At 43.9% G+C, this 24711-nt stretch carries 18 protein-coding genes and 1 tRNA gene; 8 read left to right on the forward strand and 11 right to left on the reverse strand.

Going from position 1 to position 24711, the window contains the following annotated elements:
- A partial coding sequence (gene pgk / locus HF974_09245) for a phosphoglycerate kinase (GenBank protein MBC2698493.1) occupies positions 1–1078 on the reverse strand: 1078 nt, incomplete at its 3' end.
- 346 nt (positions 1079–1424) lie between these two features.
- On the opposite strand from pgk, the gene argB reads away from it, so the two are divergent.
- From argB to HF974_09280, 7 genes are all read left to right on the forward strand, one after another.
- Positions 1425–2306, forward strand: a complete 882-nt coding sequence (gene argB, locus HF974_09250) for an acetylglutamate kinase (GenBank protein ID MBC2698494.1) — start codon at positions 1425–1427, stop codon at positions 2304–2306.
- Positions 2307–2509: 203 nt separating this feature from the next.
- Positions 2510–2932 carry a MarR family transcriptional regulator gene (locus tag HF974_09255; GenBank protein ID MBC2698495.1) on the forward strand — a complete coding sequence of 141 codons (423 nt, stop codon included), beginning with the start codon at positions 2510–2512 and terminating at the stop codon, positions 2930–2932.
- Positions 2933–2952: 20 nt separating this feature from the next.
- Entirely contained in the window at positions 2953–3978 is a 1026-nt protein-coding gene (locus tag HF974_09260) for an NAD-dependent epimerase/dehydratase family protein (GenBank protein ID MBC2698496.1), read from the forward strand.
- Positions 3979–4182: 204 nt separating this feature from the next.
- Positions 4183–4926: an MBL fold metallo-hydrolase gene (locus HF974_09265; GenBank protein MBC2698497.1), complete on the forward strand. Its 744-nt coding sequence runs from the start codon at positions 4183–4185 to the stop codon at positions 4924–4926.
- A 127-nt stretch (positions 4927–5053) separates the two neighbouring features.
- A complete protein-coding gene (locus HF974_09270; protein MBC2698498.1) occupies positions 5054–7429 on the forward strand; it encodes an RND family transporter in 2376 nt (791 codons plus the stop codon).
- A 26-nt stretch (positions 7430–7455) separates the two neighbouring features.
- Positions 7456–8586, forward strand: a complete 1131-nt coding sequence (locus HF974_09275; GenBank protein ID MBC2698499.1) for a hypothetical protein — start codon at positions 7456–7458, stop codon at positions 8584–8586.
- A gap of 23 nt (positions 8587–8609) precedes the next feature.
- Positions 8610–9680, forward strand: coding sequence for a hypothetical protein (locus tag HF974_09280; protein MBC2698500.1), 1071 nt, complete (start codon positions 8610–8612; stop codon positions 9678–9680).
- A 50-nt stretch (positions 9681–9730) separates the two neighbouring features.
- Here the strand turns inward: HF974_09280 and thiC are convergent, their stop codons facing one another.
- Positions 9731–11011 (reverse strand): phosphomethylpyrimidine synthase ThiC, encoded by a 1281-nt coding sequence (thiC, locus tag HF974_09285; protein ID MBC2698501.1) that lies wholly within the window; start codon positions 11009–11011, stop codon positions 9731–9733.
- A 209-nt stretch (positions 11012–11220) separates the two neighbouring features.
- Between thiC and HF974_09290 the strand changes: the two genes are divergently transcribed.
- Positions 11221–12606 carry a potassium transporter TrkA gene (locus HF974_09290; GenBank protein ID MBC2698502.1) on the forward strand — a complete coding sequence of 462 codons (1386 nt, stop codon included), beginning with the start codon at positions 11221–11223 and terminating at the stop codon, positions 12604–12606.
- Positions 12607–12720: 114 nt separating this feature from the next.
- On the opposite strand, the gene HF974_09295 is transcribed toward HF974_09290, so the two are convergent.
- The 9 genes from HF974_09295 to HF974_09335 all read right to left on the reverse strand — a co-directional run bounded on the left by HF974_09295 (position 12721) and on the right by HF974_09335 (position 24570).
- The gene (locus tag HF974_09295) at positions 12721–16608 is read right to left on the reverse strand and encodes a hypothetical protein (protein ID MBC2698503.1); all 3888 of its coding nucleotides are present in this window, start codon (positions 16606–16608) and stop codon (positions 12721–12723) included.
- Between the two features lie 27 nt (positions 16609–16635).
- A complete protein-coding gene (locus HF974_09300) occupies positions 16636–17703 on the reverse strand; it encodes an AI-2E family transporter (protein ID MBC2698504.1) in 1068 nt (355 codons plus the stop codon).
- A gap of 133 nt (positions 17704–17836) precedes the next feature.
- Complete coding sequence (locus tag HF974_09305; GenBank protein MBC2698505.1) at positions 17837–18550, reverse strand: RNA methyltransferase; 714 nt, start codon at positions 18548–18550, stop codon at positions 17837–17839.
- Positions 18551–18590: 40 nt separating this feature from the next.
- Positions 18591–19259 (reverse strand): DUF115 domain-containing protein, encoded by a 669-nt coding sequence (locus HF974_09310; protein MBC2698506.1) that lies wholly within the window; start codon positions 19257–19259, stop codon positions 18591–18593.
- A complete protein-coding gene (locus HF974_09315; protein MBC2698507.1) occupies positions 19256–22435 on the reverse strand; it encodes an isoleucine--tRNA ligase in 3180 nt (1059 codons plus the stop codon). Before HF974_09315 ends, HF974_09310 begins: the two co-directional genes overlap by 4 nt.
- Before the next feature lie 201 nt (positions 22436–22636).
- Entirely contained in the window at positions 22637–23482 is an 846-nt protein-coding gene (locus HF974_09320; protein MBC2698508.1) for a hypothetical protein, read from the reverse strand.
- 268 nt (positions 23483–23750) lie between these two features.
- Positions 23751–23862, reverse strand: a tRNA-Tyr gene (locus HF974_09325).
- A 129-nt stretch (positions 23863–23991) separates the two neighbouring features.
- A complete protein-coding gene (locus tag HF974_09330) occupies positions 23992–24135 on the reverse strand; it encodes a hypothetical protein (GenBank protein MBC2698509.1) in 144 nt (47 codons plus the stop codon).
- 186 nt (positions 24136–24321) lie between these two features.
- Positions 24322–24570, reverse strand: a complete 249-nt coding sequence (locus tag HF974_09335) for a hypothetical protein (protein MBC2698510.1) — start codon at positions 24568–24570, stop codon at positions 24322–24324.
- Positions 24571–24711: the final 141 nt, after the last annotated feature.

Genomic DNA, 24711 nt, shown 5'->3' on the forward strand with positions numbered 1-24711 from the left:
CAATAACACTAAAACCCGATTTAGTAGCCGCATCGATGAGTTCAACTGTCCCAAGAGTGAAAAGCTCCCTTTCGAACACTCCAGCCGGGCCGTTCATAATTACTGTTCCCGCGTTCCTGATCTCTTTTGAGAATTTCACAATAGTCTCCAGCCCGATATCCAGGATAGGCAGATCAGGATGATGCTTCTTATTCAGGATATCGATCGACTCTTCCACCCTCACCCCATTCTTATCCAGTGCAACATCAACAGGAAGACCGATCCTATCACTGTACTTTTCAAGCAGCTTCCTGCCAAACTCTATCTGGTCGCCATATCCCTGTGACTGAATGAATTCCACATTAGGTTTGCCAATATTAACACCCTTAGCTGCCAGGAGGATATTTGCCACTACACCAGTTAGCAGTACCCTGTCAGCCTTTTCATTTTCCAGCACATATTCAGTGACCTTCAATGAATCATCCACCTTAGCACCACCCAGCACATAAACACATTTTCCACGACCGAGATCACAACTGCGGCTTAACGATGTTATCTCCTTTTCCATCAACCTGCCCGCTATACCGGGAAGTACATTAGTAAATCCCATTATGGACAGGTGTGAGCGATGGGAGACCGCAAAGGCATCGTTTAAGTAAAAATCTGCCAGAGGATACAGGCGCTGCACCATATGGGACCGGGCATGTTCCTCTGTAGTACGTTTCAGGCTTTCCTCTGAAAAGAACCTGACATTCTCCAGCATCAGGATATCACCGCTCTTAAGTTTCCTGATCATTTTGACAGCTTTGGAACCGAAAATATCATCCACATAGGTAATATCCTTGCCAATCAGATCTGACAGGCACCGGGCATGGGGCTCCATTGTAGTAAAATCGCTTTTTCCGGGCCGGCTCTGGTGGCTCATAAGCACCAATTTCGAATCATCCAGTTCTTTAAGTGTAGACAGCGAACCCTTGAACCTTTTATCATCCAGGATCTCATTTCCAGGGCTCATGGGTGAATTCAGGTCCAGCCTGCAAAGAATCGTTTTTCCTGAAAGGTCAAAATTATCAATAGTAAGGTAATCCTTTTCTGGCAAATACTATACCTCGATTGTTGATACCATATATCGAATTATAAATTATAAAGGATAGTAGTTTAAACTTTCGATGCCATGGAAAAAAGTTATATATTGAATATGTACAATCCACCCGCAATCCAAGAAAATGTAATATAATGGTATGTTGAGCGGAGTAAGGGGAGAGGGGGTGGGAGTTAGGGGAAAATAACCTTAACCGCTCAACAATAATTTATATATCTTACATAGTATAAAAATGTTGTGATTAATATACTTCGATAAAATCGAACAGTATATGTTTTACTATTAAAACCTTTATATGTCACCACCACATATAAAACCTGGAAGACCAGGAGTGTCCACAACTATGAACATAAACCGTGAGCAGGTATTGATAGAAGCCCTTCCGTATATTAGAGAGTTCCATGACTCCATCATGATAATAAAAGTAGGTGGACACGCCATGGTCGACCCAACCATCATGGCAGATATAGTCCAGGATGTGGTACTCCTGCGTTATGTAGGCATCCATCCCGTGCTCGTACACGGGGGCGGTCCCGAGATTACCCAAAAAATGGAAATGATGGGGAAAAAAAGCGAGTTTGTGGCAGGACTGCGCATCACAGATGATGAGACACTGGAGATTGCACGCATGGTGTTAGTTGGCAATATCAATACCAGGATCGTATCCCTGATAGGCACCTATGGTGGTAAAGGGCTGGGACTCTCAGGTAAGGACGGCCAGCTTATCATGGCAAAGAAAAAAGGCATCCAGCGCGTCACCTTTGAAGGCAGGGAGCATGAGGTAGACCTGGGGTGGGTTGGAGATGTAGAGGTCATCAATCCCGAGATACTCATGATAGCAGCCGGAAAGGACTACATACCGGTTGTGGCACCCATAGCAGTGGATGATAAGGGTAACAGCCTGAATATCAATGCCGATACTGTTGCCGGAGACATTGCTGCAGCCTTGAAGGCTAAAAAACTCTTACTCATGACCGACGTACCCGGAGTATTGGGCAACCCGGATGATGCCGCCAGTCGCATATCCCGCATCCGGCTGGACCGGATTGAGGACATGATCGAGGAAGGCACTATTGCCGGTGGTATGATACCAAAGATACGCTCGGCAGCAGTTGCGGTAGAACAGGGTGTTGAAAAAGTTCATATCATTGACGGTAGCAAGTCCCACAGCATCCTGCTGGAACTGTTTACCGATTCTGGTATCGGGACCATGATATATAGTTAGTATTGATGCCTTTTCCAGGATACCAGCACTTCCGAACAGCCCTATTATCTATTTAGTATCTTGTAAGATACTAATTGAAGGAATATATTTAATGTTACTTTTTATTTTATTTGACTAATATTTCATTTTATGTACAATCCATAATGTGAATCTTTTTATACTTGAAATACCACTAAGTTGTCATATAATTTATGGTGAATAGAATGACCACAGAAGAGAATACAACACGCATTATAGAGGTATTTAATAAAATTAGCAAGGTTTTTGCGTCTATGGAATGCTTTACTGGAGAAATAAGTTTAAGTAAACCTGAACTTCTGACATTGGAATCTGTTTCTAAACAAAAAGAGCTTACAATGAGCAAACTGGCCAAGAATTTAGACATTGGGTTTAGCACAGCAACAAGCATAATTGACCGTTTGATTGAAAAAAAGCTGGTTGTTCGGGAAAGAAATCATGGCGATCGAAGAGTTGTAAAAGTATTATTATCAAAGGAGGGGACGAAAATTATATCATCATATCAAGAACAGAAAATAATATTTTTCAAGAAGATGATTGAATTCCTCACTGAAGACGAACAGGAAAGCTTTATTTTAGTTTTGGAAAAAATCGCAAATAAAATGTAAAAAGAAGATGAAAACCAAATATGAAACAAAAAACAGTATTGATAACGGGAGCTACTGGATTTATCGGAAGTCATTTAGCTAAAAAACTTGTTGAAAAAGGAGAAAAAATAAGATGCCTTGTTAGAACTTCAAGTCCCAAAATTGCCGTAGATTATCTGAACAAGTTGGATGTTGAATTAGTCTATGGAGATTTGCTGGACTATGAATCTCTCAGAAAGGCTGTAGATGGTGTTGATACCATATTTCATTTAGGTGGTGGTGGAAGAGTAGGAATGAGTAAAGCGATATGCAACAAAATAAATGTTAATGGCACAGGAAATATACTTGAGGCCTGCATTGAAAGCGGAAAAGTCAAAAGATTTGTACATTTAAGCAGTTGTGCGGTTATGGGACATGTATCCGGTGGTGCTGTAGATGAGACATATCCTTACAATCCAAACAATATTGAATATTCCCGTGCAAAAACAAAATCTGAGAAGCTTGTATTGTCTTATTCAAACAAAATAGATATTGTTGTTGTAAGGTTTCCCGGTGTTTATGGAATTCCACTTATTAAAGGTGATGCTGATTACATACAGGGTGTGACTCCTGCGCTTATGATATTTTCTGCAGTAAAAAAAGGAGAGTGGATGTATGTAGGCAACGGGAAAAATCAGGTGCATATGTTTTATGTGGATGATGCCGTCAAAGGCCTGATTCTCGCTACTGATAAAGGAAAGTCTGGAGACATATATATCATTGGCGATAACACTTCAGTTAAAATGACAGAATTGGTGGATACTGTCGCAGATATACTCAAAGTCCCGGCTCCCAAAAAACATATACCTGTTTTTGTTGCCCGTTTCTTTGCAGCATTATTTGAACTTAAAGCCTCTGTTTTTGGAGGAACTCCAAAAATGTCAGGAGAAATGGTAACAGGCTTTATTTCAAATATGTCATTTAGCATTGCAAAAGCTAAGCGTGATTTAGAATATGAACCAAAAGTCGGTCTGGAAGAAGGAATGAGAAAAACTATTGAATGGTACGAAAAGAATGAATATGTATAGATATGCAAATCAATATGTAAAAGAGATTGTCGGAAAAGCCTTGTTTTTCAATATTTCAGCTTTACGGTCTAAACTCGACATGGCGCTGCATGATGATTTAGTTGGAATAATAATTTTGAAAGTTTCAATTTAAGCGCTTTTTAGGTACTTTTCCGACAGTCTCTAAAAAAGTAATATGAACACACAAGATAAAATTTTAAAATTATGAAAAATAATAAGGTGGTGGAAAAACTTATAAATATCACAAACATTGGACATTCAACATTTTTAATAGAATATGGTGAATTTAATATACTTACAGATCCCTTTTTCTCATCAAGCTTTTCAGGTTTGAAAAGAAAAATACTGCCAGCAATATCTGTTGAAAAACTACCTCGAATTGATTTGATATTAATTTCACATACGCATCTGGATCATTGCGATTATGATGCCTTAAATAAAATTGATAAATCCAGTATAGTTATAATGCCTAAAAAGACTTCTTCAAAAGTCAGAAAAATGGGATTTAATATTGTTGAACTTGATTGCTGGGAATCTAATAATATCCAACAACATAAAATAACTGCTGTTCCCGCCAAACATCAAGGCAAATGTGTTGGATTTATTATAGAAGGAAGTAAGACTATCTATTTTGCTGGTGATACTTTTTTTATTCCTTCCATGACTGAAATCGGTAATAAATATAAACTTGATGTAGCATTTTTACCTATTGGGGGAAACAGATTTTTTGGCTTTAAAATGGTAATGGACCCAAAAGATGCAGCACTCGCAACAGAAGAAGTTAAATCAAAGATTGTAATACCTATTCATTTTGGAACATTTGGGAAAATTCCGATGATGTTTAGCATGAATGGAACTACCCATAATTTTTTAAAATATGTGGGAAATAATAAAATCCAAACGTCTATAAAAATACCAAATATTGGAGAAACTTATGGTTTAGTTTGAATGGATATGAAAAATAAAAATATTAAATTGACATGCCTTGATAATACTTTGGATATAGGGGTAGTAATATGAAAAGCAAAATTTTAGAACATAAAATACTGATAATTCAACCGAAGGTGAACCAACCATAAAGGACACATTTCGAAAATTAGGCATTTTCATCGAAGACAACACCTTACCAATTGTCCTGTTAGCAATACTGCTCATAGTGATTTCAATACACGGCGCACAGAACATCGAAATGGAATCGGGTACAGAAACCTTTGTAGAAAAAACTTCAAAACTGTACCAGGACTATGACCACCTCTACCTGAGAATTTTTGCAACCGAATCAATAGCCGTACTTGTCGAGGGCGGGGACGTAACAAGACCTGAGTTGCTAAAAGCTATTGACAGGCTTCAACAGCAAGTAAAGAACATACCAGGGGTGGTGGGGACTGCCAGTGCGGCATCTGTTATCAAGGATACTAACTACCAGATGACAGGACAGCACATAATACCGGACAACCAGGGTGAGATACAATCCATCATAGCAAACCGGTCATCTGACATCGGCATGCTCCTCCCTGACGATACCCATACCATAGTATGGGTGGAGATGGCAGGTGACTCCACCGATAACGAAAGGATCGAGATACTGCGCGAGACCGAAATAGCAGCTGGACAATCGGGTTTTCCGCCTGCATATGGTGTCATTGTGACAGGAGACCCGGCGTTCTCGATTGCAATGAATAATGAGATGACAACAAGCATGGTTCCTTTGCTGATGATATCGGCATTGCTCATGCTAGTAGTGCTGTACCTGGCATTCAGGCATGTCCGCTGGAAACTCCTGCCCCTCCCCATTGTACTTCTTGGTATCATCTACACCTTTGGAGCCATGGGATATCTGAAAATCCCCCTTAGCATGGTCTCCATGTCAGCATTTCCGATTTTGATAGGCCTTGGCATAGATTACGCCATCCAGTTCCATAACCGGATAGAAGAAGAACTGGAACGGGGCGAGGATGAAGCACAGGCTGTTATCGAGACTATCAAACACACCGGTCCGGCAGTGCTTATCGCGGTTACGATTACAGGACTTGGCTTCTTTTCACTTTTCACCTCATCAGTCCCCATGATCCAGGATTTCGGGAAACTGCTGCTGATCGGTATAATCATGTGCTTTTTATCCTCACTGTTCCTGGGTGTGACTGTAATATACGGACTTGATACCCACATAAAAAAGAAAAATAACAAAAAAGGCGTCAATAATCACAATAGTAACTCCCCAAAATTAAAAAAACCATCACCAATTACAAGCTATGGTCCAAAGGAAAGCAAGATCGAACAATTCCTGAAAAAGACAACTGCCATTTCAATAAAACATCCCATCCTTGTCCTTGGAATTGCAGGGCTGATGTGTTTTTCCGGCCTGTATGTAGACTCATTCGTCCCCATACAGACAGATGTGAAAACCTTTGTGCCCCAGGATATGCCCGCACTTATCGATTTAGCTCATCTGGGCGACATTATCGGTGGGACAGATGCCTTGAATATCATAATAAAGGTGGATGATTCTGCCGACCCCGAAGTACTCAGGTGGATGGATGAATTCAGTGAACATGAGGTTGAAAGAAGGGCGCATATATACGATGCATCAAGCATTGTACCCATTATTAAATCAATGAACGGGGGTACCATACCTGATAACAGCGCTGATATAGAACGATTGTACCAGCAGGTACCGCCTATGCAAAAGGACCGCTATGTTCACGGCAAGAATATGCTGCTGCTGAACTTTGGCATAGGAAATGCCGTCACTGATATAGGCCTAAAAGGTGTCAGGGAATTAACAGGTATAGTACGGGAGGATATTGCATGGATGTCCCCTCCGCCTGGAGTGGAAGTGACAATAACCGGGAATTCAGTGGTATTTACCACTGTGATATGGTCACTCACTTCAGGCCGGGTGGCAATGACCCTTACCGGGCTTATATTGGTGTTTGCAGGTTTACTTGTGATATACCGGGACTGGCTTAAGGCCATTACCCCTGTTGTCACCATGTTCATGGTAATCGGATGGGCGGGCGGTATTATGTATTTCACTGGCCTGGAATATACACCCATGACCGCAACCCTGGGAGCACTGATCCTGGGAGTGGGTTCGGAATATGCCATACTGATGATGGAGAGGTACTATGAAGAAAAGGATAAAGGTGCAAACCCGGCTGAAGCAATGTGTGCTGCAAGTACCAAGATCGGAAAGGCCATATTCGCATCAGGCCTGACCACCCTTGTTGGCTTTTCTGCACTTATAGCTTCGCCGTTTTCCATGAACAGCAACTTTGGTCTTGTGACAGTGATGGATGTGGCACTGGCACTACTTGCGACCTTTATGGTATTTCCTGCCGTTATCGTGAAGCTGGATGAGTGGAGGGAGAGGAAAAAAGTAATCCATACTAATAATACCAGGCAGAGGGATAGATTTATGTTCAATTCAACGGATGTGGATGGTCAATGAGTAGAGTACATGATCGTGCATGTATAATGAGTAAAGTACGTAATCGTGCATGTATAATGAGAATATTATCATTTTCAATATTTACGGCAGTACTTGTGCTGTCTGCGCTTGCCGGCTGCATGCTACCAGCCGCTGCAGATGAAGATAATGATGATGATGATATTTTAGACCTGTTGCTTCCCAATTATGTCTTTTCTACGAACTATTATGACAGCTTTGGCACTCCTGACATATATGCCTCGTTACTGGGCGACCCTGAATTTGAACGGGGTGAGACTGTGCAGCTTAAAGTAAATCTTGTAAACAAAGGCGCCATATACGGCTTTAAATATGACACCAGTGTAGGAACAGACAAAGATGACTATTTGCTTTCAATGAAAGAACTGGAATATGAAATGCGCCGCACCACAGCAGTGGGAATTAAAGCAGAAATGATATCCGGGACACCATATATTGAAGTAAAACCGGATACCAGTATCCAGATAATGGAATCCCTTTTCCCAGGGAAAATGCCGAAACATCCGCTGACATTTACTATCACCATATCAAATAAGGCACCAGCAGGTGTTTATTACCTTCAGCTTCCCTTATCATACGAGTACCAGAGACAGGTACGTATAACCACAAACAACGTGGTGCGTCTTGGTCTTACTGGTATGGACCACATTACCCATTACGCCAGTGCAAACAAGACCTTGCTCATCCCCGTCCATGTAAAGGCATCTCCGGGATTCGAAGTGACAGGAATTTCAGGCAACCTTGTGACTGGTGAAAAACAGACCATTGATGTTACATACAAGAATACAGGCGAGCTCACAGCCGAAGATGCCACTGTCAGGATGGTTGTGATGCGCCCGCTAAGTATTGAGCAGTCGGTTGTGCGGTTGGGTACCATAGGGCCTGGCGAGAGCCAGACTGCAAGATTTAACATTCTTGCTGATTCCGATGCCGTAATTAAAACCTACGGTATTGATAGCGAAGTAAAGTATTATGATGAACAGGGAGAAATTACAATATCCGACAACCTTGAAGTAAGTGTACCCCTTGAAGAAGCAGAAAGAAAGATCGGGGCTTTCGAGCTGGCTTTGGCAGGAATGATAATCTTACTGATCTTCATTATCGTAAATGTTTTACGAAATCTTAAGAAATATGAATAAATATAGTAATTAGAGGAACAGGCATGAATTACAAAAAAGATGTTCAGATGATCTTACTCGCCGCTATATCACTACTGATCGTAACTGTGCCTGCACAGGCGGCCTTCCCGGAATATTTCGATGTAGGCGAAAACTACTATACAGTATACGGTGGACCTAATATCAGTGCATCCCTGCTTGGGGACGGAGAATTTTACAAAGGGGACACTGTAACTGTTAATATCAATCTTATGAACCGGGGACTGATCACAGGCTTCAAGTCTGAAAACAGTGTAGATGTTGATGATAACCTTGAAGTAAAACTGCAGAAGACCGAGATGAACTACGAAGCACAAAAGACCACAGCCATAGGAATTATAGCCACTCTCGTATCCCTTGACCCTGCAGTTAAAGTAAAGACCGGATACCAGGAGGCAGGTTCACTGATATCAGGCCAGCAAACCGAAGATCCGGTCCAATTCACCATAGAGATTGCCAAGAATGCCCGGGCAGGTGTGCATCCGCTATTGTTGAACCTGTTATACGGATACCAGGAAAATGTCCAGATCAGCGGGGAGGATGAGACCGAGAAGGGTGATGTGACGGATCTTGAAGTGGGGCTGTGGTACGAAATCAAGAGCCAGAATTTGACCATACCGGTAATCGTTAAGGATGAAGCCGATTTCGAAGTAGTGGAAATCAGCGGTAACATGGTGGCAGATGAGGAAAATATGTTGTATGTCACGTACAAAAATGTGGGTGAGCTGCCTGTTACTGATGCAACGGTGAGGATCAGTGTATCTGACCCTTTCAGCACGACAGATGACCAGGCATTTATCGGCTCACTTGCGCCGGGTGAGAGTGCTCTTGCCAGATTCAACCTGAAAGTGGATGATACGGCCACAACCAAGATGTATGGCATAAACAGTGAGATCAAGTATGAGGATGTGGACGGCCACGACAGGATCTCTGATAATATTAAGATACAGGTGGATACCTTGCCGGCAGTGTCCACTGTCGAAAAATTCAAGGACATACTCTGGATAGGGTTTGTGTTGGTGCTTTTGATAGTGGTTGTTCTGGGTGTGCGCTCATATAAGAATAAGCAAGAATAGACAAGAAGAAGATAAAAAATATAACAACTGGACCGACCAGGTCCAAGTGTTCATTTTTTATCCAGCACATCCCGCATGATCTTTATGGAGCACAGTTCGCCGCACATACTGCAGGTTTCTACGTCCTTGCACCGTGCGTGTATACTGATTGCCCGCTCAGAGTCGATCGCCTGGTTTAGCTGCTTCCCCCAGTCCAGTTCATGCCTGGCATTTGCCATTTTTTCATCCATTTCCCTTGCACGCTGCCGCTGTCCCGCTTTTACCAGATCTATGGCATGGGCAGCGATCCTGGTGACTACGGCACCTTCCCTGATATCTTCCGCATTCGGCAGTGCCAGGTGCTCGGAGGGTGTGGTCATACACAGGAAGTCGGCTCCCGCCATTCCTGCCACAGCACCGCCTATGGCGGCCGTAAAATGGTCATAACCCGGAGCAATGTCGGTGACCAGCGGTCCAAGCAGGTACAACGGTGCGCCATCGCAGATGTGCTTGATCGACCTTACGCCCGAAATGATCTCATCCAAAGGTACGTGCCCGGGTCCTTCCACCATGCTCTGTACTCCTGCAGCCCTTGACCTTCTCACAAGTTCGCCCAGGGTGATGACCTCCTGGAACATGGCACCATCCGAAGCATCTGCTATACATCCCGGCCTCATGCCATCGCCCAGGCTCAGGGTGACATCATATTCCTTTACAATATCGAGCAGGTAGTCGAACTCTGCATAATAGGGATTTTCACGATCGTTATGCAGCATCCACGATGCCAGGAACGACCCACCCCGGCTGACAATATCAAGTATCCTCCCGTGCGATCTTAACTGGTCCAGTGCATTGAGCGTAACTCCTGCATGGACGGTAATAAAGTCCACTCCATCCTCAACGTGCCGCCGGATGGCATTGAACATGTCGTCAGTGGTCATATCAGGAACTGATGTGCAATTGCTGGCTGCCTGGTATACAGGTACTGTACCTATGGGCACATCTATCTCCTTAATAAGCCTGCGCCTTACCTCATCGATATCATCACCTGTTGAGAGGTCCATAACCGCATCGACACCGTACTTAACTGCAGTCCTGGCTTTTTGCATCTCTTCATCCACATCAGTATGCGCCCTGGATGTGCCGATATTTGCATTCACCTTTGTAGAAACACATTCTCCCACTGCCACCGCCCGGACGTGTTCATGCAATATGTTTTTCGGGATAACGATTTTGCCTTGTGACACCAGGGTGGTAAGCCTGGCGGGTTTGATCCCCTCTTTTTGTGCGGCATTGCTTATTTCGGGAGTTGTATTCCCTTTCCTTGCCTGTTCTATTAATGTATCATGCATAATAATTGGACGATATACCATTCTGAATCGAGATAAAAGTTTGGTCTGCTAAATGGTTAAGTTAATCTTTAAGAACTTATAAACTAAGGCCTAAGATTATTGGAGGTCTTTTTATCGAAGACGAATCTACACCGGACACTTCCCAAAAAGAGGAAACCATCAAAGAAGTAAAAACAAAACCCTTCTACGCAATCCTTGGCAGTGGAGGAATGGGTATTGCGGTAGCCAAAGAACTGGACGATCAAGATATAAGCCTGATATTTATTGAAAAAGATGCCAGTAAAGCCGAAACCCTGAAAGAACAGGGATATGATGTGGAAATAGGCGATATCAGTGAGTTCGAAACAATAAAAGCACTGGATATGCCCAGCCTTGAAGTAGCCTTTATTTTAAGTTCAGACGGCAAGGCAAACCTGAAAGCTCTTGCACATATCAAGAAAATCAAACCGGATGTATATACGGTTTCCAGGGCCATTGACCAGAATAACAAAGATAAACTTGAGGCAGCCGGTGTGGATTCGGCCATACTGCCTACACGTGCTGCTGCCAATGTTATAGCCCAGTCAGCAAAAAGAGCAGCCAGCCTGAAGAAAGCACGCGAACTCAAGAGATGTATTGAAAAAATGGATGGCAAGAAACTTGCCATTGTAATGCATAACAACCCTGACCCTGATGCTATATCAGGTGCCATGGCATTAAGTGAGATCGCCAAGAATGTAGGCGTTGAATCCGAGATACTCTATCACGGTAAAATCGGGCACCAGGAAAACAAAGCCTTTGTTAACCTCCTGGATATAGACATTGAGCGGATGGAAAAATACGACCTCTCAAAGTTCTCCAATATTGCCCTTTTTGAATGCGCCATACCAGGCATGAACAATCTGGTACCGCCCGATACCAGGATCAATATAGTGATCGACCATCATCCATTTAACATATCTGAAGTGAAGGCTGATTTCATTGATATCCAACCCGATTTAGGTGCCAGTGCAACCATAATGGCCATGTATTTGAAGGAACTTCAGATCAATTTCAGTAGTGAACTGGCAACAGCACTCCTTTATGGTATCAGGGTGGATACTCATGAATTCAAGAAAAATGCCACCCAATCTGATCTTGAAGCCGCTGCATTCCTGTACCCCCTTGTTGACCATGATATATTAAGCCAGATCGAGACCCCGTCAATGTCAACAGAAACCTTTGACATTATGGGCTATGCCATCCAGAACAGGCAGGTCGTTGGCAGTTACCTTATATCCAATGTGGGGCCGATCAGGGACCGGGATGCCCTGCCCCAGGCAGCAGATTACCTGCTGAACCTTGAAGGCGTTACCACAACAATTATTTTCGGACTTACTGAAGAATCCATCCACATCTCAGGAAGGAGTAAGGATGTCAGGGTCAATATAGGTGAGATCATGCGTGAAGCCTTTGGTGAAGAGCATGGAGGTGGACACTCTACGTCTGCAGGAGCACAGATACCTCTTGGTGTGTTCAGCGGTACAAAGGATAAACAAACCTTAATGAAACTGGCAGAAGAGGCAATTATCAAAATGCTGTTTGATGTTATGGGCATGGAAGAAAAGGAAGAATAAAACGTTCTTCCCTTTCAATTTTCTTGTAGTATATCAAGTATAACTTGATGTACTCAAGAAAATCCGACCGAAGTGAGGATTTTGTTCCCGTATATAATCAATAAGATTATGTACTTATTTCTCTATCAGGCGCATTAATGACTCTTTAAAAGCCTGGGCCTTGCCTATTATAATGTCAAATGACAGTGTCCCCTGGGCAAAGCTATAGATAACAGCTGTGATGGAAAGTATGGCAATGATTGCCAGTACTACTATGGCTGTGGAACTAATCTGACTACCCATAACCTTGAAAGTATCACTACGCCCATCAACCTCAACCAGGTATGTGCCGGGCTTGGACCTGTTCATTGTAAATTCGATTGTCATGATCTCGCCAGGACCAAGGACCAGGTCTTCTGTTACTATTTCTTTACCATTTACTTTCAGAGTCATTGTATCTGCCTCACGGAGCGTACCGAAATTGGCTACTTCTACCGTGATGTTAACGTTCTCTCCCGGCTGCACACTTTTGGGCTCGATTGTCAGGTTCGAATATACAAGTCGTGCACTCGGGTCTGTGATATCAATATCCTTTGAAGCGTCCTGGTAACCTGATTTGGAAGCAGTGATCGTATGGGTACCGATCTGGTCAGGTGTGTGGGTGATATTTCCACTTGCGGGGGTTGTCCCCAAGTCATTGCTGCCGAACATAACTGTAACACCACTAACGCTTTTGCCTTCGGAAGTTACTGATATGACAATGGTCTCGTCTCTGTCCGCTAGCAATGGAGCACTTATTTCCAGCAATTTTGGCTGGTACAGGATTTCTATGTCCTCGCTGTCGCTCTCATACCCGGATTTGGAGGCAGTGACTTTGAACTCACCGGTTTCAACGGGTGTATAGATAAGCTCACCATTGGAATCGGTAGTACCGACCTCGGAATCATCAAAAAAGATAGAAACATCTTCCACTTCATCGCCGTCAGAAGTGACCGATATGGTGAACTCTTCATGTTCATATACACTGTCCGGGATGTCCAGGTCAAGATACAGGGGTTCTTTTACTATGATCTCCTGGAATGGGTAGAACCGGACATCACTATGATCAGCTACCTTGAACTTGATCTCCCCCATTATGTTTATGGTATCGTCTCTGTCGAGACTGAAACTATCTTCGTTTTTCAATACAATTGAAGATGAAGAAAATGATGTTACTTCCATGATACCGTAGGAATCCCCTTTTTCTACTGTGGTAAAACTATCAGATATCTGGAATAGACCGTCTATGAACACGGAATTCGTTTCCATGCCCCTGAATACACTGTCAATATGAGCTACGATTATAGGTATATCGGTCCCATCCACATCTACCTCATAGAGGTAGGTATCCCCTTCACTGGCGATATCAGTGGTAATTTCTTCCCCGTCCTTTAGGAGGGCAAGCATTAACGCACCACCGTCGCGGCTGATCTCGTCTATGCGGAGGCTGTATCCTTCCTCTAAGGTTAGCGAGTTACCGATATGCAGGGTGTGTTTTTTATCTTCGTCGATAAGTATCTTGGATAGCTTGCCTTCCTTGATGAGGCTCCTATCGCTGGAGACAAATGAATTGGACTCGTAGCCTGCAAAATATGTATACCCCATGAACCCGATGGACTGGAACGTATCCCATTCGTCGCCACTGTGTTCGAAGTTCTTTGAGATGGGGTTAGTGGTGTAGGTTAACTCACCGTCATCAACTGATCTCCCGCTACGTTCTATATGCAAGGTCTCATCGCCTTCTCCGGTGTCGATATCATAGAGCAGACCTTCAAAGTTGAAGGGCGTCCACTCGAAGGTGTTTTCCTCTGTCACCGTACCCCTTAGTTCGTAGGTACCGGGTTCTGACATATCAACATAGGGTGCGAACCGCAGTGTACTATCATCAGCCACTATGATATTGATCTTACCCATGAGGTTGAAGTCATCTCCTTTCCCCAGACTTACGGTATTGTCATTTTCCATTTCAATGCCGGTTGAGTCTGCGCTCGTAATCTCCATCAAGCCGAACTCATCCCCAGTACTGACATCAATATAATTATCAGATATCTGGAAGATACCCTCGATCACAATGGTGCTGGTTTCTGTTCCCACAAATACTTTATCAAAGTAGATAGCAATGATGGGAATATCCCTGGCACCCCCCATGTCTTTTTCATAGACAAAGGTGTCATCTTCTTCGACTATATCTTCAACCACCTTTTCGCCGTTCTTGAACATTGCCACCATCACAGCATCGCCACCTGAACCGAATTCAGCGATCCTTAATTCATACCCTTCTTCCAGTTCCAGGGATGTACCCGACCTTAGATTGTATTTCTTATCCGTATCCAGCAGTACCTTGCTTAGTTGTCTCTCGTCCAGCAGGCTGTCACTGTCTGAAGCAAAAGTGGTCTTGTCAGTGTAGCCTGCAAAGTAGCGGTCTGCCATGAAGCCGATGACTTCGTAGGTCTTCCAGATGTCCTGCTCGAAATCGATAGATATAGGGGAAGTCTCGTATATGATGTCGCCCTTGCCCAGTGACTTGCAAATATCCTCAATGGTCAAGGTCTCTTTACCTATGTCATTGTCAAGGTCATAGTAGAAGCCGCTAAAACTCTGGGGGTTCCAGGTGTAGGTGTCCTCTGACATGCCAGCGTCTTTATCCCAGATGCGGTTGCCTGATTCATATGTGGCAGGATTTACTTCAACAGACTTCTCTGTCGTAGCGGAGGCATCCGAGCCATTCACGTCCTGCGCAATGAAATGGTATTTGTATGTGGTAGATGAGGTGGTAGTGGTCAGTGTTTTGGAATAATTGTAAACAATCCCATCCTTTGGGTCGTTAGAGTCAATAGGTGACATATCATATGTGTCAACCTCGTCTATGACCAACCTAACATAGGTGGCAGATTCATTATCACTATCAGTATAGGTTACCTTGAACTCAAACTCCCGGGGTGTTATGCCACTGTCTGGCGTTGCTCCGTCCTCGGAAAGTTCAGGCAGGTTCTTATTATAAATGGAAAAGATACCGGTAGTATTGGTCTTAGTTCCGCTCATGTTATCGGTTGCAGTAGCCCTTATCTGGTAATTGACCCCATTATCTCGCAGAACGGTATTCCAATCACGTAAATAATTATCTCCACTTTTTGATGTATTTGATCCAAGTGAAATCCATTCAGAACCATCGTAGTATTCGAATGTAACGTCTGTGATAATGCCGTCTGCATTGGTAGCGGTTGCATTTAACTGGACCGTCCCGTTATAGGTTTGACCACCCTCAGGGACATTTATCGTTACCACTGGAGGTACATTTGGTGGATTATCCACTATTATACCTGATGTTGTGGTGGAATTTGTTGCACTGTCATCATCTGTTGCTTCAACCTTGATGTCATATGTCCCATTGGGAACACCTAAAGTATCCCAGTTTTTCAAGTAAAAATCGCCATTATTAACGTCGTATGAATTAAGTTCAGTCCATGAACTATCGGTGGAAAGTTTATATTCAAATGTAACATCCGATATTGAACCATCAGAATCAATAGCCGTTGCATTGAGGATAACAAGCTTATCGACTGTTTCCCCGCTACTTGGCGAAACAAGCGAAACTATGGGCTTCTGGTTATTGTCGATGGTAACTGCGGCATCGGAGGTGTCGTTGGCAGTATCTGTATTGTTATCAGTGGCTTCAGCTTTAAAGGAATAATTGTTTCCATTAGGAACACCTGTAGTATCCCAGTTCTCAAAATAATAACTGTCACCTGAACTGGATTTATTGAAACCAATGGATACCCAGCCATATCCGTTGTTGTTATGGAAGAACTCCACCTGGGTAATATTTCCGTCTGTATCTGTGGCAGTAGCCTCAAGTTTTATTGTTCCTGAAATTGAGCCACTGTTTGGAGTAACAACATTAACAGTAGGCGGTTCTGCCTGCACAGTACTTATTATTAAACCGATAAACAACAATCCAATTATTAGACTTCCTATCCTATTCATAATATCATAACCTTTTAATTATTCTAACTAATCATTTACTGACATAAATATATCATCATTCTTTTTGCCCACATCCATATATGCCCTATAAGCCGCAATCAGCGTACCCAAAAATATTGGTGCCATGAAGAACCCACCTATTCCACCCACAAGACCCCCGCCGATGAACGCCAGCATAACCAGAAGCGGATGGATACGGGATGCCCTGCCAATGATATAGGGTTTGAATATCAATTCAGTTGGTGCATACAGGATGAGGGCCGATACTATTACAAACACACTCGCATTCCCGGCCCCGAACTCCAAATACCTGAATATCGCAATAGGCAGCAGCACCATCCAGCCTGCGAATATGGGTATTAAGCCTGCGATCAGTATCAGTGCAGACATTGCAGGGATATGTGGCACCTTGAAATAATAGAACACCCCGACTGAAAGAATGCTGGTGATCATGGCGGCATAAATGTTACCAAGGAAGATGCCTGCCAGGATATAATCAAGGTGCTCCTTGAATGATTCAGCAATTACGAGCTTATCCTTAGGGACCGTATGCATTATGGCGCTTACGAACCTGGAGCCATCCATTAGCAAAAAAAAGCATACAAATACTGAAATGATAACATTGAGCACGAATAAGGCAATCTTCAAGCCCATCGAAAAGGGAATCTGTCCCAACATGGGCAGAATAGTAGAAGATAAGTTTAACACTGCATCCTGTATCAGCTGATATATAGGGTCAGGGATATCCAGTTCATTTATGAAAGTAATTGTCGAATTGACCAACTGCTGTTGGTTCTTGGCCATTATGATCAACTGGTTCACTATCTCGATCATACCCAGTCCCAGGATTCCCATAAGTGGTGTGATTATGGCAACAGTAGCAATCAATGCAGATATCTGCTCACCTACACCTCTTTTTATTAACTCTCTTCTTATGGGTCTGGCAATATAGGCAAACACCAATCCCAGGATGATACCATCCAGTAGCGGGAGGATGATATACCCAAAGGTGGCCAGTATCAATAACAGGACAATAGCTGCAATAATTATCCACCTGTTCTCAATAAGAACAGAAATACCATCCTTTTCTGGCATCCATCTCCTCCTCTTAAATTGTTTAATACTCTTTGCGCTAATAACTGTTAGTAAAGTAACAGCAGGTAATAATATTTATACTTGTCGATTTTTAGAAAAACATTTTAATAAATGTGTGGAGACTGTCTGTCAATCATTCCAGTTTCTTTAACCGATATTGAACCCGCCTGATAAGGCCACGGATAGTCTGTACTTCTCTTGATGTTAATCTTGCACGGCCCAGGATCCTATGTATCATCAATATAGTCTTATCCTTCTTATGCACAGGATAATCAATATCTCCCAGCAGTTGTGTGATATGAGCATACATCAGGTCCAGGTCCGGATGTTGGGCAAGTTTGATACTGCCTGCCTCCAGGTCGCTTAGTTCATAAAGTACTACAGCCACCGCGTGGGACAGGTTCATACTGGAATAATCAGGACTGGTAGGAATACTCATAATTATATCGCATAGCTTTAGTTCATCATTGTTCAAACCCTTATCCTCACGTCCGAACAGGATGGAAACAGAAGCGCTTTTTCCTGTAAGCAACTGCTTGACAGACTCAGGGGAATAAGACGGCATCCTTATATGCTTTTCAACCCTCACACCCGGGTTTCCTGTTGCAGCTATCACCAGGTTGGAACCGGCCACAGCATCCTGGATAGTTGAATGAACAGAAGCATTTTCCATTATCTCCCTGGCATGCATTGCAAAGGCCCTGGCTTCACCTCCCATCTCACAAGGATTGACCAGCGCCAGGTCTGAAAAACCGAAATTCTTCATAACACGGGCCGTGGAACCCACATTGCCCCCGTAAAGCGGTTCTACCAGTACCACACGTATATCCAGACAATCATTGACCATGGTATTTCGTTTGTGCTGTATGCATAAATCGGTTGTGATTTCAGCCCAAATCTCCTGCTGCTCCTGCTTCCCCCTCCAGGACGACATCAATTAATTTACGTGCCCATTCCAGCTTTTTCTTTTTAATGGCGTTTACATGAGGGTCGGAAAAATCAAACCCGATAAGTACTATAGCAGATGCCCCCATTTCCCGTGCAAGGAAAACACAACGATCCCCATCAGTAAACCCGCCAAAGTTGTGAACATTAGCCAGTGGTACAGTCTGGGTGGACCCCACCACATTGTAAAGTTTGGGGACTATTGACACTATAATCGGTATATTATCCCCGTGACCATGGACCACCATCAATGCTCCCATCCGGCTGGCCTTGATCTCGGCTTCCACATCCCCGTCCAGATCAGTCACAATAATGTGGGGCACGATACCCATATCCATAAGTACGGCAGCGGCACCATCGGCAGCAATGATGCAACAATCGTTAGGTTGGACCTCTTGTAGTTCACCTTTCAAAGTAGGTGCATTGCCGCATACAAGCACATCCCTGTCCCTGACCAGTTCTTCGAGCCTCCGGATAGATGCTATTTCAGAAGATGGCATACCTGAAATTATTCCGGACAACACCCTGGCAGATTCTTCATCCCGGACACGGTCATAACCCATATCCCTGATTATTTCCAGGTATAGCGGCTCCCAGTCTTCAAATCTCATGATATCTTTGAAATGCTCATCTTCATGCCTGTGCCTTCAACGTCCCATTCCTTAACCAGGTCACCTTCGGGCTCAATATCCATACTAATGACAAGCAGTTTTGTCCTGACCTCATCGGCAATATGCGCTTCCCAGTCCAGGACAAGATCCAGTATCCGCTCATCTTTTATCAGCACGACAGCCTTGATCCTTTCTTCTACATCCAGGTCAAGTTCCTTTCGCATATCCTGCAGACGCCTGATAACCTCACGGGCATATCCTTCAGATTCGATCTCCCTTGTCAGCATGGCATCCACGTACACAAGGCCGCCAGAGAACTCAGCAGATGCAATATGTTCAGGTATGGTCTCATTGAACCGGACCATCTCAGATGTTATAGTAACAGTTTCCCCTGCGATTTTAAGCCCATACTCTCCAATATCCTCGAGTGCATCCCGCATTGAAATTACATCAGCCGAACCAATGGCTGCAATGACTTTACCTGCATCGCCTTTGAATGCCGGACCAATAGCTTTTGGCTGTGGCACAGCTTCCAGTCCCAGTTCATCCCAGGTCTCATCAGTACCAAGGATCATTATTTCCTTACTGTTGGTTTGCTCAAGCAGTACTGACATCAAGGTTTCCACAGCCTGTGCTACCTGCTCATTTTCGGGGGCTACCACAATCTTGCGCACCGGCCACCTGAGTTTGCGTTTAACCTTTTGCCTGGCATTTGATGCTGCCTCTACCATATTACGGACAGTATCCATCTGCTTCTCAAGTTCAGTATCCACCAGGGCTTCCTCCACTTCGGGCCAGTCAGACATATGTATTGACTCCAGGCTGCCCGGGTCAAGATTGCGCACCAGGTTCTGGTAGATAGATTCTGACAGGTGGGGCATAAACGGAGCCATAACCTTGGCAATCTTAACCAGTACTTCGTACATCACCCAGTAGGCGGCCAGCTTGTCAGGGTCATCTCCTTCAGTCCATGTCCTGGGCCTGATCAGCTGGACATACCACCTGGACAGGTCCTCAAGTATAAAATCCGATATAGGCCGGGTGGCCCTGTGAAGGTTGTACTGGTCCATTGCCTCGTTCACATTAATTATAAGTGAATTCAACCGGCTCAGTATCCAGCGGTCCTCGGGTCTTAGGTGAGACTTTACCGAATCATAGGTTACGACCGAGGGGTCGAAGTTGTCCAGTGCCATATAGGGCAGTGGGAACCGGTACACGTTCCAGAAGATGTTGACCTTCCTGTTAATCGTGCTGACCTCGTCCCAGTTGAATTTAAGGTCATCCCAAGGCGCATTTGATGAGAGTACATAGAACCGTAGGGTATCGGCACCGAATTTTTCCATCACTACCTCAGGTGAAACTACGTTGCCCTGGCTCTTGCTCATCTTCTTGCCTGCATCGTCCAGCGTGAATCCGTGCATTAGTACGCTCTTGTATGGGGCCCTGCCAAAAGCCAGCATACTTGCACCCAGCTGCGAGTAGAACCAACCCCTAGTCTGGTCGTGCCCTTCAGTGATAAAATCAGCAGGCCAGAGTTTGTCAAAGGCCTCATGCTCCCGTGGGTAGTTCAATGTAGCCCAGGATGCCACTGCAGAATCGAACCAGACATCAAAGACATCAGGCACCCTTTTCATGTTCCCGCCGCATTTGCAGGTAATAGTGATATTATCAACACTTGGCCTGTGCAGGTCCAGGTCACCTTTCTGGTCTGAACGCTCCTGCAATTCTTTCATTGTACCTATAACCTCTTCTGCGGTGCACTCATCACAAATCCAGATAGGCAAAGGTATTCCCCAGTATCGCTGCCGGCTGATGCACCAGTCACGTGCGCCTGATACCCAGTCAGCAAACCTGGCAGAACCGGCCCAGTCCGGGTACCATGCCACTTTATCGATCTCGATTAACATCTCATCCTTGATATCCGAGATCTTCAGGAACCACTGCTTGGTTGCAAGATAAATAATAGGGGTCTTGCACCGCCAGCAGTGACCATACCTGTGACTGACCATGCCTTTTTTAAGCAGGTTCCCCCTTTCTTCCAAGTCACTAATGATAAGCTCGTCAACTTCCTTGACATATTTTCCTTCATATTCCCCTGCATCGGATGTGTACCTGCCGTCAGGACCAACTGGGCAGAAAATGGGCAGTTCATGCTCCACACCCAGCATAAAATCATCCATGCCGTGCCCTGGTGCTATATGAACGATCCCGGTATTCTCTGCTGTGACGAAATCCGCCATGTAAACATTATGATCAAATCCGGCCTGGGCCGGGACCTTGTCAGATAAGGGGTTGTCATATGAAAGTTCAAGCAGGTCTTCTCCGAGCATCTGGTCCAGTATCTCAAAGTCTGTATAACGTCCCTGTTTCAGTACATGCTCGACCAGGCTTGTTGCTACATAGAGTACTTCGCTGCCATCTTTGTTATCCTTCCATGCCCTGATCTTGCTGTATTCAAAACCAGGTTGGACAGCTACTGCAATATTTGCAGGTATGGTCCACGGTGTGGTGGTCCAGATAACGATATATGTATTCTCTTCACCCTTCACTTTAAACTTGATATAGACCGAAGGGTCCTCTTCATCCCAGTATTCCACTTCACTGTCTGCAATGGCAGTCTCGCACCTGGGGCACCAGTTGACCACTCGTTTGCCCCGTTCCAGCAGGCCCTTATCATGGCCCTGTTTCAGGGTCCACCAGGCTGCCTCAATGTATTCATCCTTCAGGGTCATGTAGGGGTCTTCCCAATCCAGCCACACTCCCAGGTCCTTGAACTGCTGGGTCATATCATCCTTATGCCTGATAGCGAACTCCTTGCATTTGGCAATAAATTGGTCTACTCCGTACTCCTCAATATCCTTCTTGGACTTGAAACCAAGCATTTCTTCAACTTTTACTTCTATAGGAAGGCCGTGCATGTCCCAACCTGCCCGGTCCCTGACATGGAAGTTATTCATGGATTTGTACCGCAGGATCGAATCTTTTATGATCTTGTTCCATGCCGTGCCAAGGTGGATGTGCCCGGTGGTATAGGGCGGTCCGTCTACAAAATAGAAGTCTGTACTGCCGGATCTATGCTGTCTGGACCTGGGATACGCATTGATGGAATCCCAGAAATTGTGGATGTCTTCCTCCAGGGTTTTTGGTTCATATTTATTGGTGATTTCCCGTATCATTCCCGATTCTCCGGATAAGATGGATAACAATAATTAACTGGAGTAGATAGTACTTATTATTTGAGTTAAAGATTTCTATCATGGGCAATGGATTCCCATGGTTGCCTGGAAGGCAAATGTGGATAAAGAAATATCAGGGATTAAAAAAAGGAAATTAACCAGGTATCATAATTAATTCTATGATACCCGGTCTATCGTGGATCAATACTTTGAAGGTGAATGGGCTTCACCATGGCATCCCTTACATTCACTTACATCTAATCCTGTTAACTGCGCATGGACTCCCTCATGGCAGTCTGCGCATGGACTTACTTGAAGGTGAACCGGGTGACATTCTACACAATTAATGTCTGAATGCTTGGATGGGTAATCCTGGAATTCCTGTGCAACATTAGGATGGCATTCAATACACAGTTCATTTGCCGTGTCAGAACCGAAATTGACACCTTTAGGCATATGCCCATTGTGACATTGTGTGCAGTCTTTATTTGCGATATTCCCACTATGGTCAATCCCTTCATGGCAGTCAAGACAATCCGGGATGCCCTTATGTTCTACATGACAGTCATAGCAACTACCAGAAAGTTCCAAATGGCTACCACCCTCGGTTTTCACATCATTGTATGCTTCACTATGGCATTTGTCACATGCATCGTCAGTCAGGAGGGAATGGCTTTCATGGCAGTCTTCACAAGGTTTCCCCTCGATATTTATTCTACCCTCTAATTGATGATAACTCCCGTGACATAGATCGCAATCCGAATACATAGGTTCTCCACCGAACTCGTGACACCTATCGCATTCACTTGGTATCATTTCTTTATGAACACTGAACCCGGCCATGGCTTCAGGATGGCATCCTATATCCACACATCCCGTTTCCATAGGATCTACAGATCCATGCATACTTAAGATGGAATCCTCAGTATGGCATCCACCGCAGTATTCCATCTCAATATCCTGATGCAAATGGGTCGGTTTCGCAATACTATATATCAAAAATATAAGTGCCATAATAGCTAACACTGTAACAATCTCTTTTCTCATACAATAATCCACCTTAAATCCATGCTAATCATTAGTTTAAATCAATAAAGTATAATTCCGTATACCTGCAATACACTTCCAAGAAAATCCTCCATTTGGTTGGATTAACTTGAGTACATAATCTTATAGATTATATACCTACTAAAAAACAATTAATGTATTTCAATATAAATATATCGATATGGTCTGCGGCTGTATAGTCACATAATTATTTCACATTGAACTCTTTTCGGGACTATACAATATAGTCTGTAGGTGAAAAATAAAGTCCCGCCTCCCAGATTCGAACCGGGGGCATCGCGGTTACTGCGCGTGTGCACATTTAGGTGTGCATGATCGAACTACAGCCGCGCACTCTAACCAGGCTGAGTTAAGGCGGGATTATGAAATATAAGCAAGTCTCAGCCATCCGGCGGCATTCAGGATATGCACGATAATACTTATCCTTTTCGTTGATATCTGCCGGATATCACCATTGCCCTATATCTTGGGTAAAGTAATAAGGGTAATTAGCGCAGTTGTGTGAAATCAGTGCTGAGGTTCTTTACTTTGTATCTCAAACAATCCTTGAAATCATCACCGTCAAAATCACATGGCTTCAAGTCATTTGCAGCACATTTCTGATGGGAATACATCGTACAATCTTCTTTCATATGATCAAAACCCAGGGTTTTATTGATACCTTGATTTAATACTATTATTAAGTATTATGGTTTATGGTTTGTGGTTTGCGAATTGTGGTTTATGATATCTATCTTAATCATATTTTGGCAGGATAATGTTAAAAGTACTGCCATTTTTATCACTTTCCGCCCAGATTATGCCATTATGCATTTCTATTATTTAGCATGAAAGTACCCTTGGGTTCTTTCATTTTTTGAGCATGTCATTCGAAGAATTTCATGTACGTTTTCTGCAATAATCCTGTCGGCATATTCAAGTGTCCTGATATTTCCAACACAGATAACCGGTACATCCACCACACTGCGTATCCCTTCTGTAAGGTTCACATGTACTCCTTCACCCATATCCTCTAATGGAGCCATATGGTTCATGCTTGCATATGTCCCGGCAGCCACACTGATCACATCGGCACCTGCTTTTACAAGTTTGGGAGCAATTTCCCTGGTCTCATTTAGTGTGACCCCGCCCTCAACAAATTCATCAGCACTGATACGGCAGGAAACGGGTGGGACTTAGACATATTTAAGAAAAAATAACTTGTACTG

The organism is ANME-2 cluster archaeon, from assembly GCA_014237145.1.
Classification (GTDB): Archaea; Halobacteriota; Methanosarcinia; order Methanosarcinales; family Methanocomedenaceae; genus Methanocomedens_A.

Coding starts and splice junctions, on each gene's coding strand:
- HF974_09320 (MBC2698508.1), bottom strand. CDS start 23,482: ATGAGAAAAGAGATTGTTACAGTGTTAGCTATTATGGCACTTATATTT.
- HF974_09300 (MBC2698504.1), bottom strand. CDS start 17,703: ATGCCAGAAAAGGATGGTATTTCTGTTCTTATTGAGAACAGGTGGATA.
- HF974_09290 (MBC2698502.1), top strand. CDS start 11,221: ATGGGTATTGCGGTAGCCAAAGAACTGGACGATCAAGATATAAGCCTG.
- argB (MBC2698494.1), top strand. CDS start 1,425: ATGAACATAAACCGTGAGCAGGTATTGATAGAAGCCCTTCCGTATATT.
- HF974_09315 (MBC2698507.1), bottom strand. CDS start 22,435: ATGATACGGGAAATCACCAATAAATATGAACCAAAAACCCTGGAGGAA.
- HF974_09275 (MBC2698499.1), top strand. CDS start 7,456: ATGAGTAAAGTACGTAATCGTGCATGTATAATGAGAATATTATCATTT.
- thiC (MBC2698501.1), bottom strand. CDS start 11,011: ATGCATGATACATTAATAGAACAGGCAAGGAAAGGGAATACAACTCCC.
- HF974_09255 (MBC2698495.1), top strand. CDS start 2,510: ATGACCACAGAAGAGAATACAACACGCATTATAGAGGTATTTAATAAA.
- HF974_09295 (MBC2698503.1), bottom strand. CDS start 16,608: ATGAATAGGATAGGAAGTCTAATAATTGGATTGTTGTTTATCGGTTTA.
- HF974_09330 (MBC2698509.1), bottom strand. CDS start 24,135: ATGAAAGAAGATTGTACGATGTATTCCCATCAGAAATGTGCTGCAAAT.
- HF974_09265 (MBC2698497.1), top strand. CDS start 4,183: ATGAAAAATAATAAGGTGGTGGAAAAACTTATAAATATCACAAACATT.
- HF974_09305 (MBC2698505.1), bottom strand. CDS start 18,550: ATGGTCAATGATTGTCTGGATATACGTGTGGTACTGGTAGAACCGCTT.
- HF974_09310 (MBC2698506.1), bottom strand. CDS start 19,259: ATGAGATTTGAAGACTGGGAGCCGCTATACCTGGAAATAATCAGGGAT.
- HF974_09260 (MBC2698496.1), top strand. CDS start 2,953: ATGAAACAAAAAACAGTATTGATAACGGGAGCTACTGGATTTATCGGA.
- HF974_09280 (MBC2698500.1), top strand. CDS start 8,610: ATGAATTACAAAAAAGATGTTCAGATGATCTTACTCGCCGCTATATCA.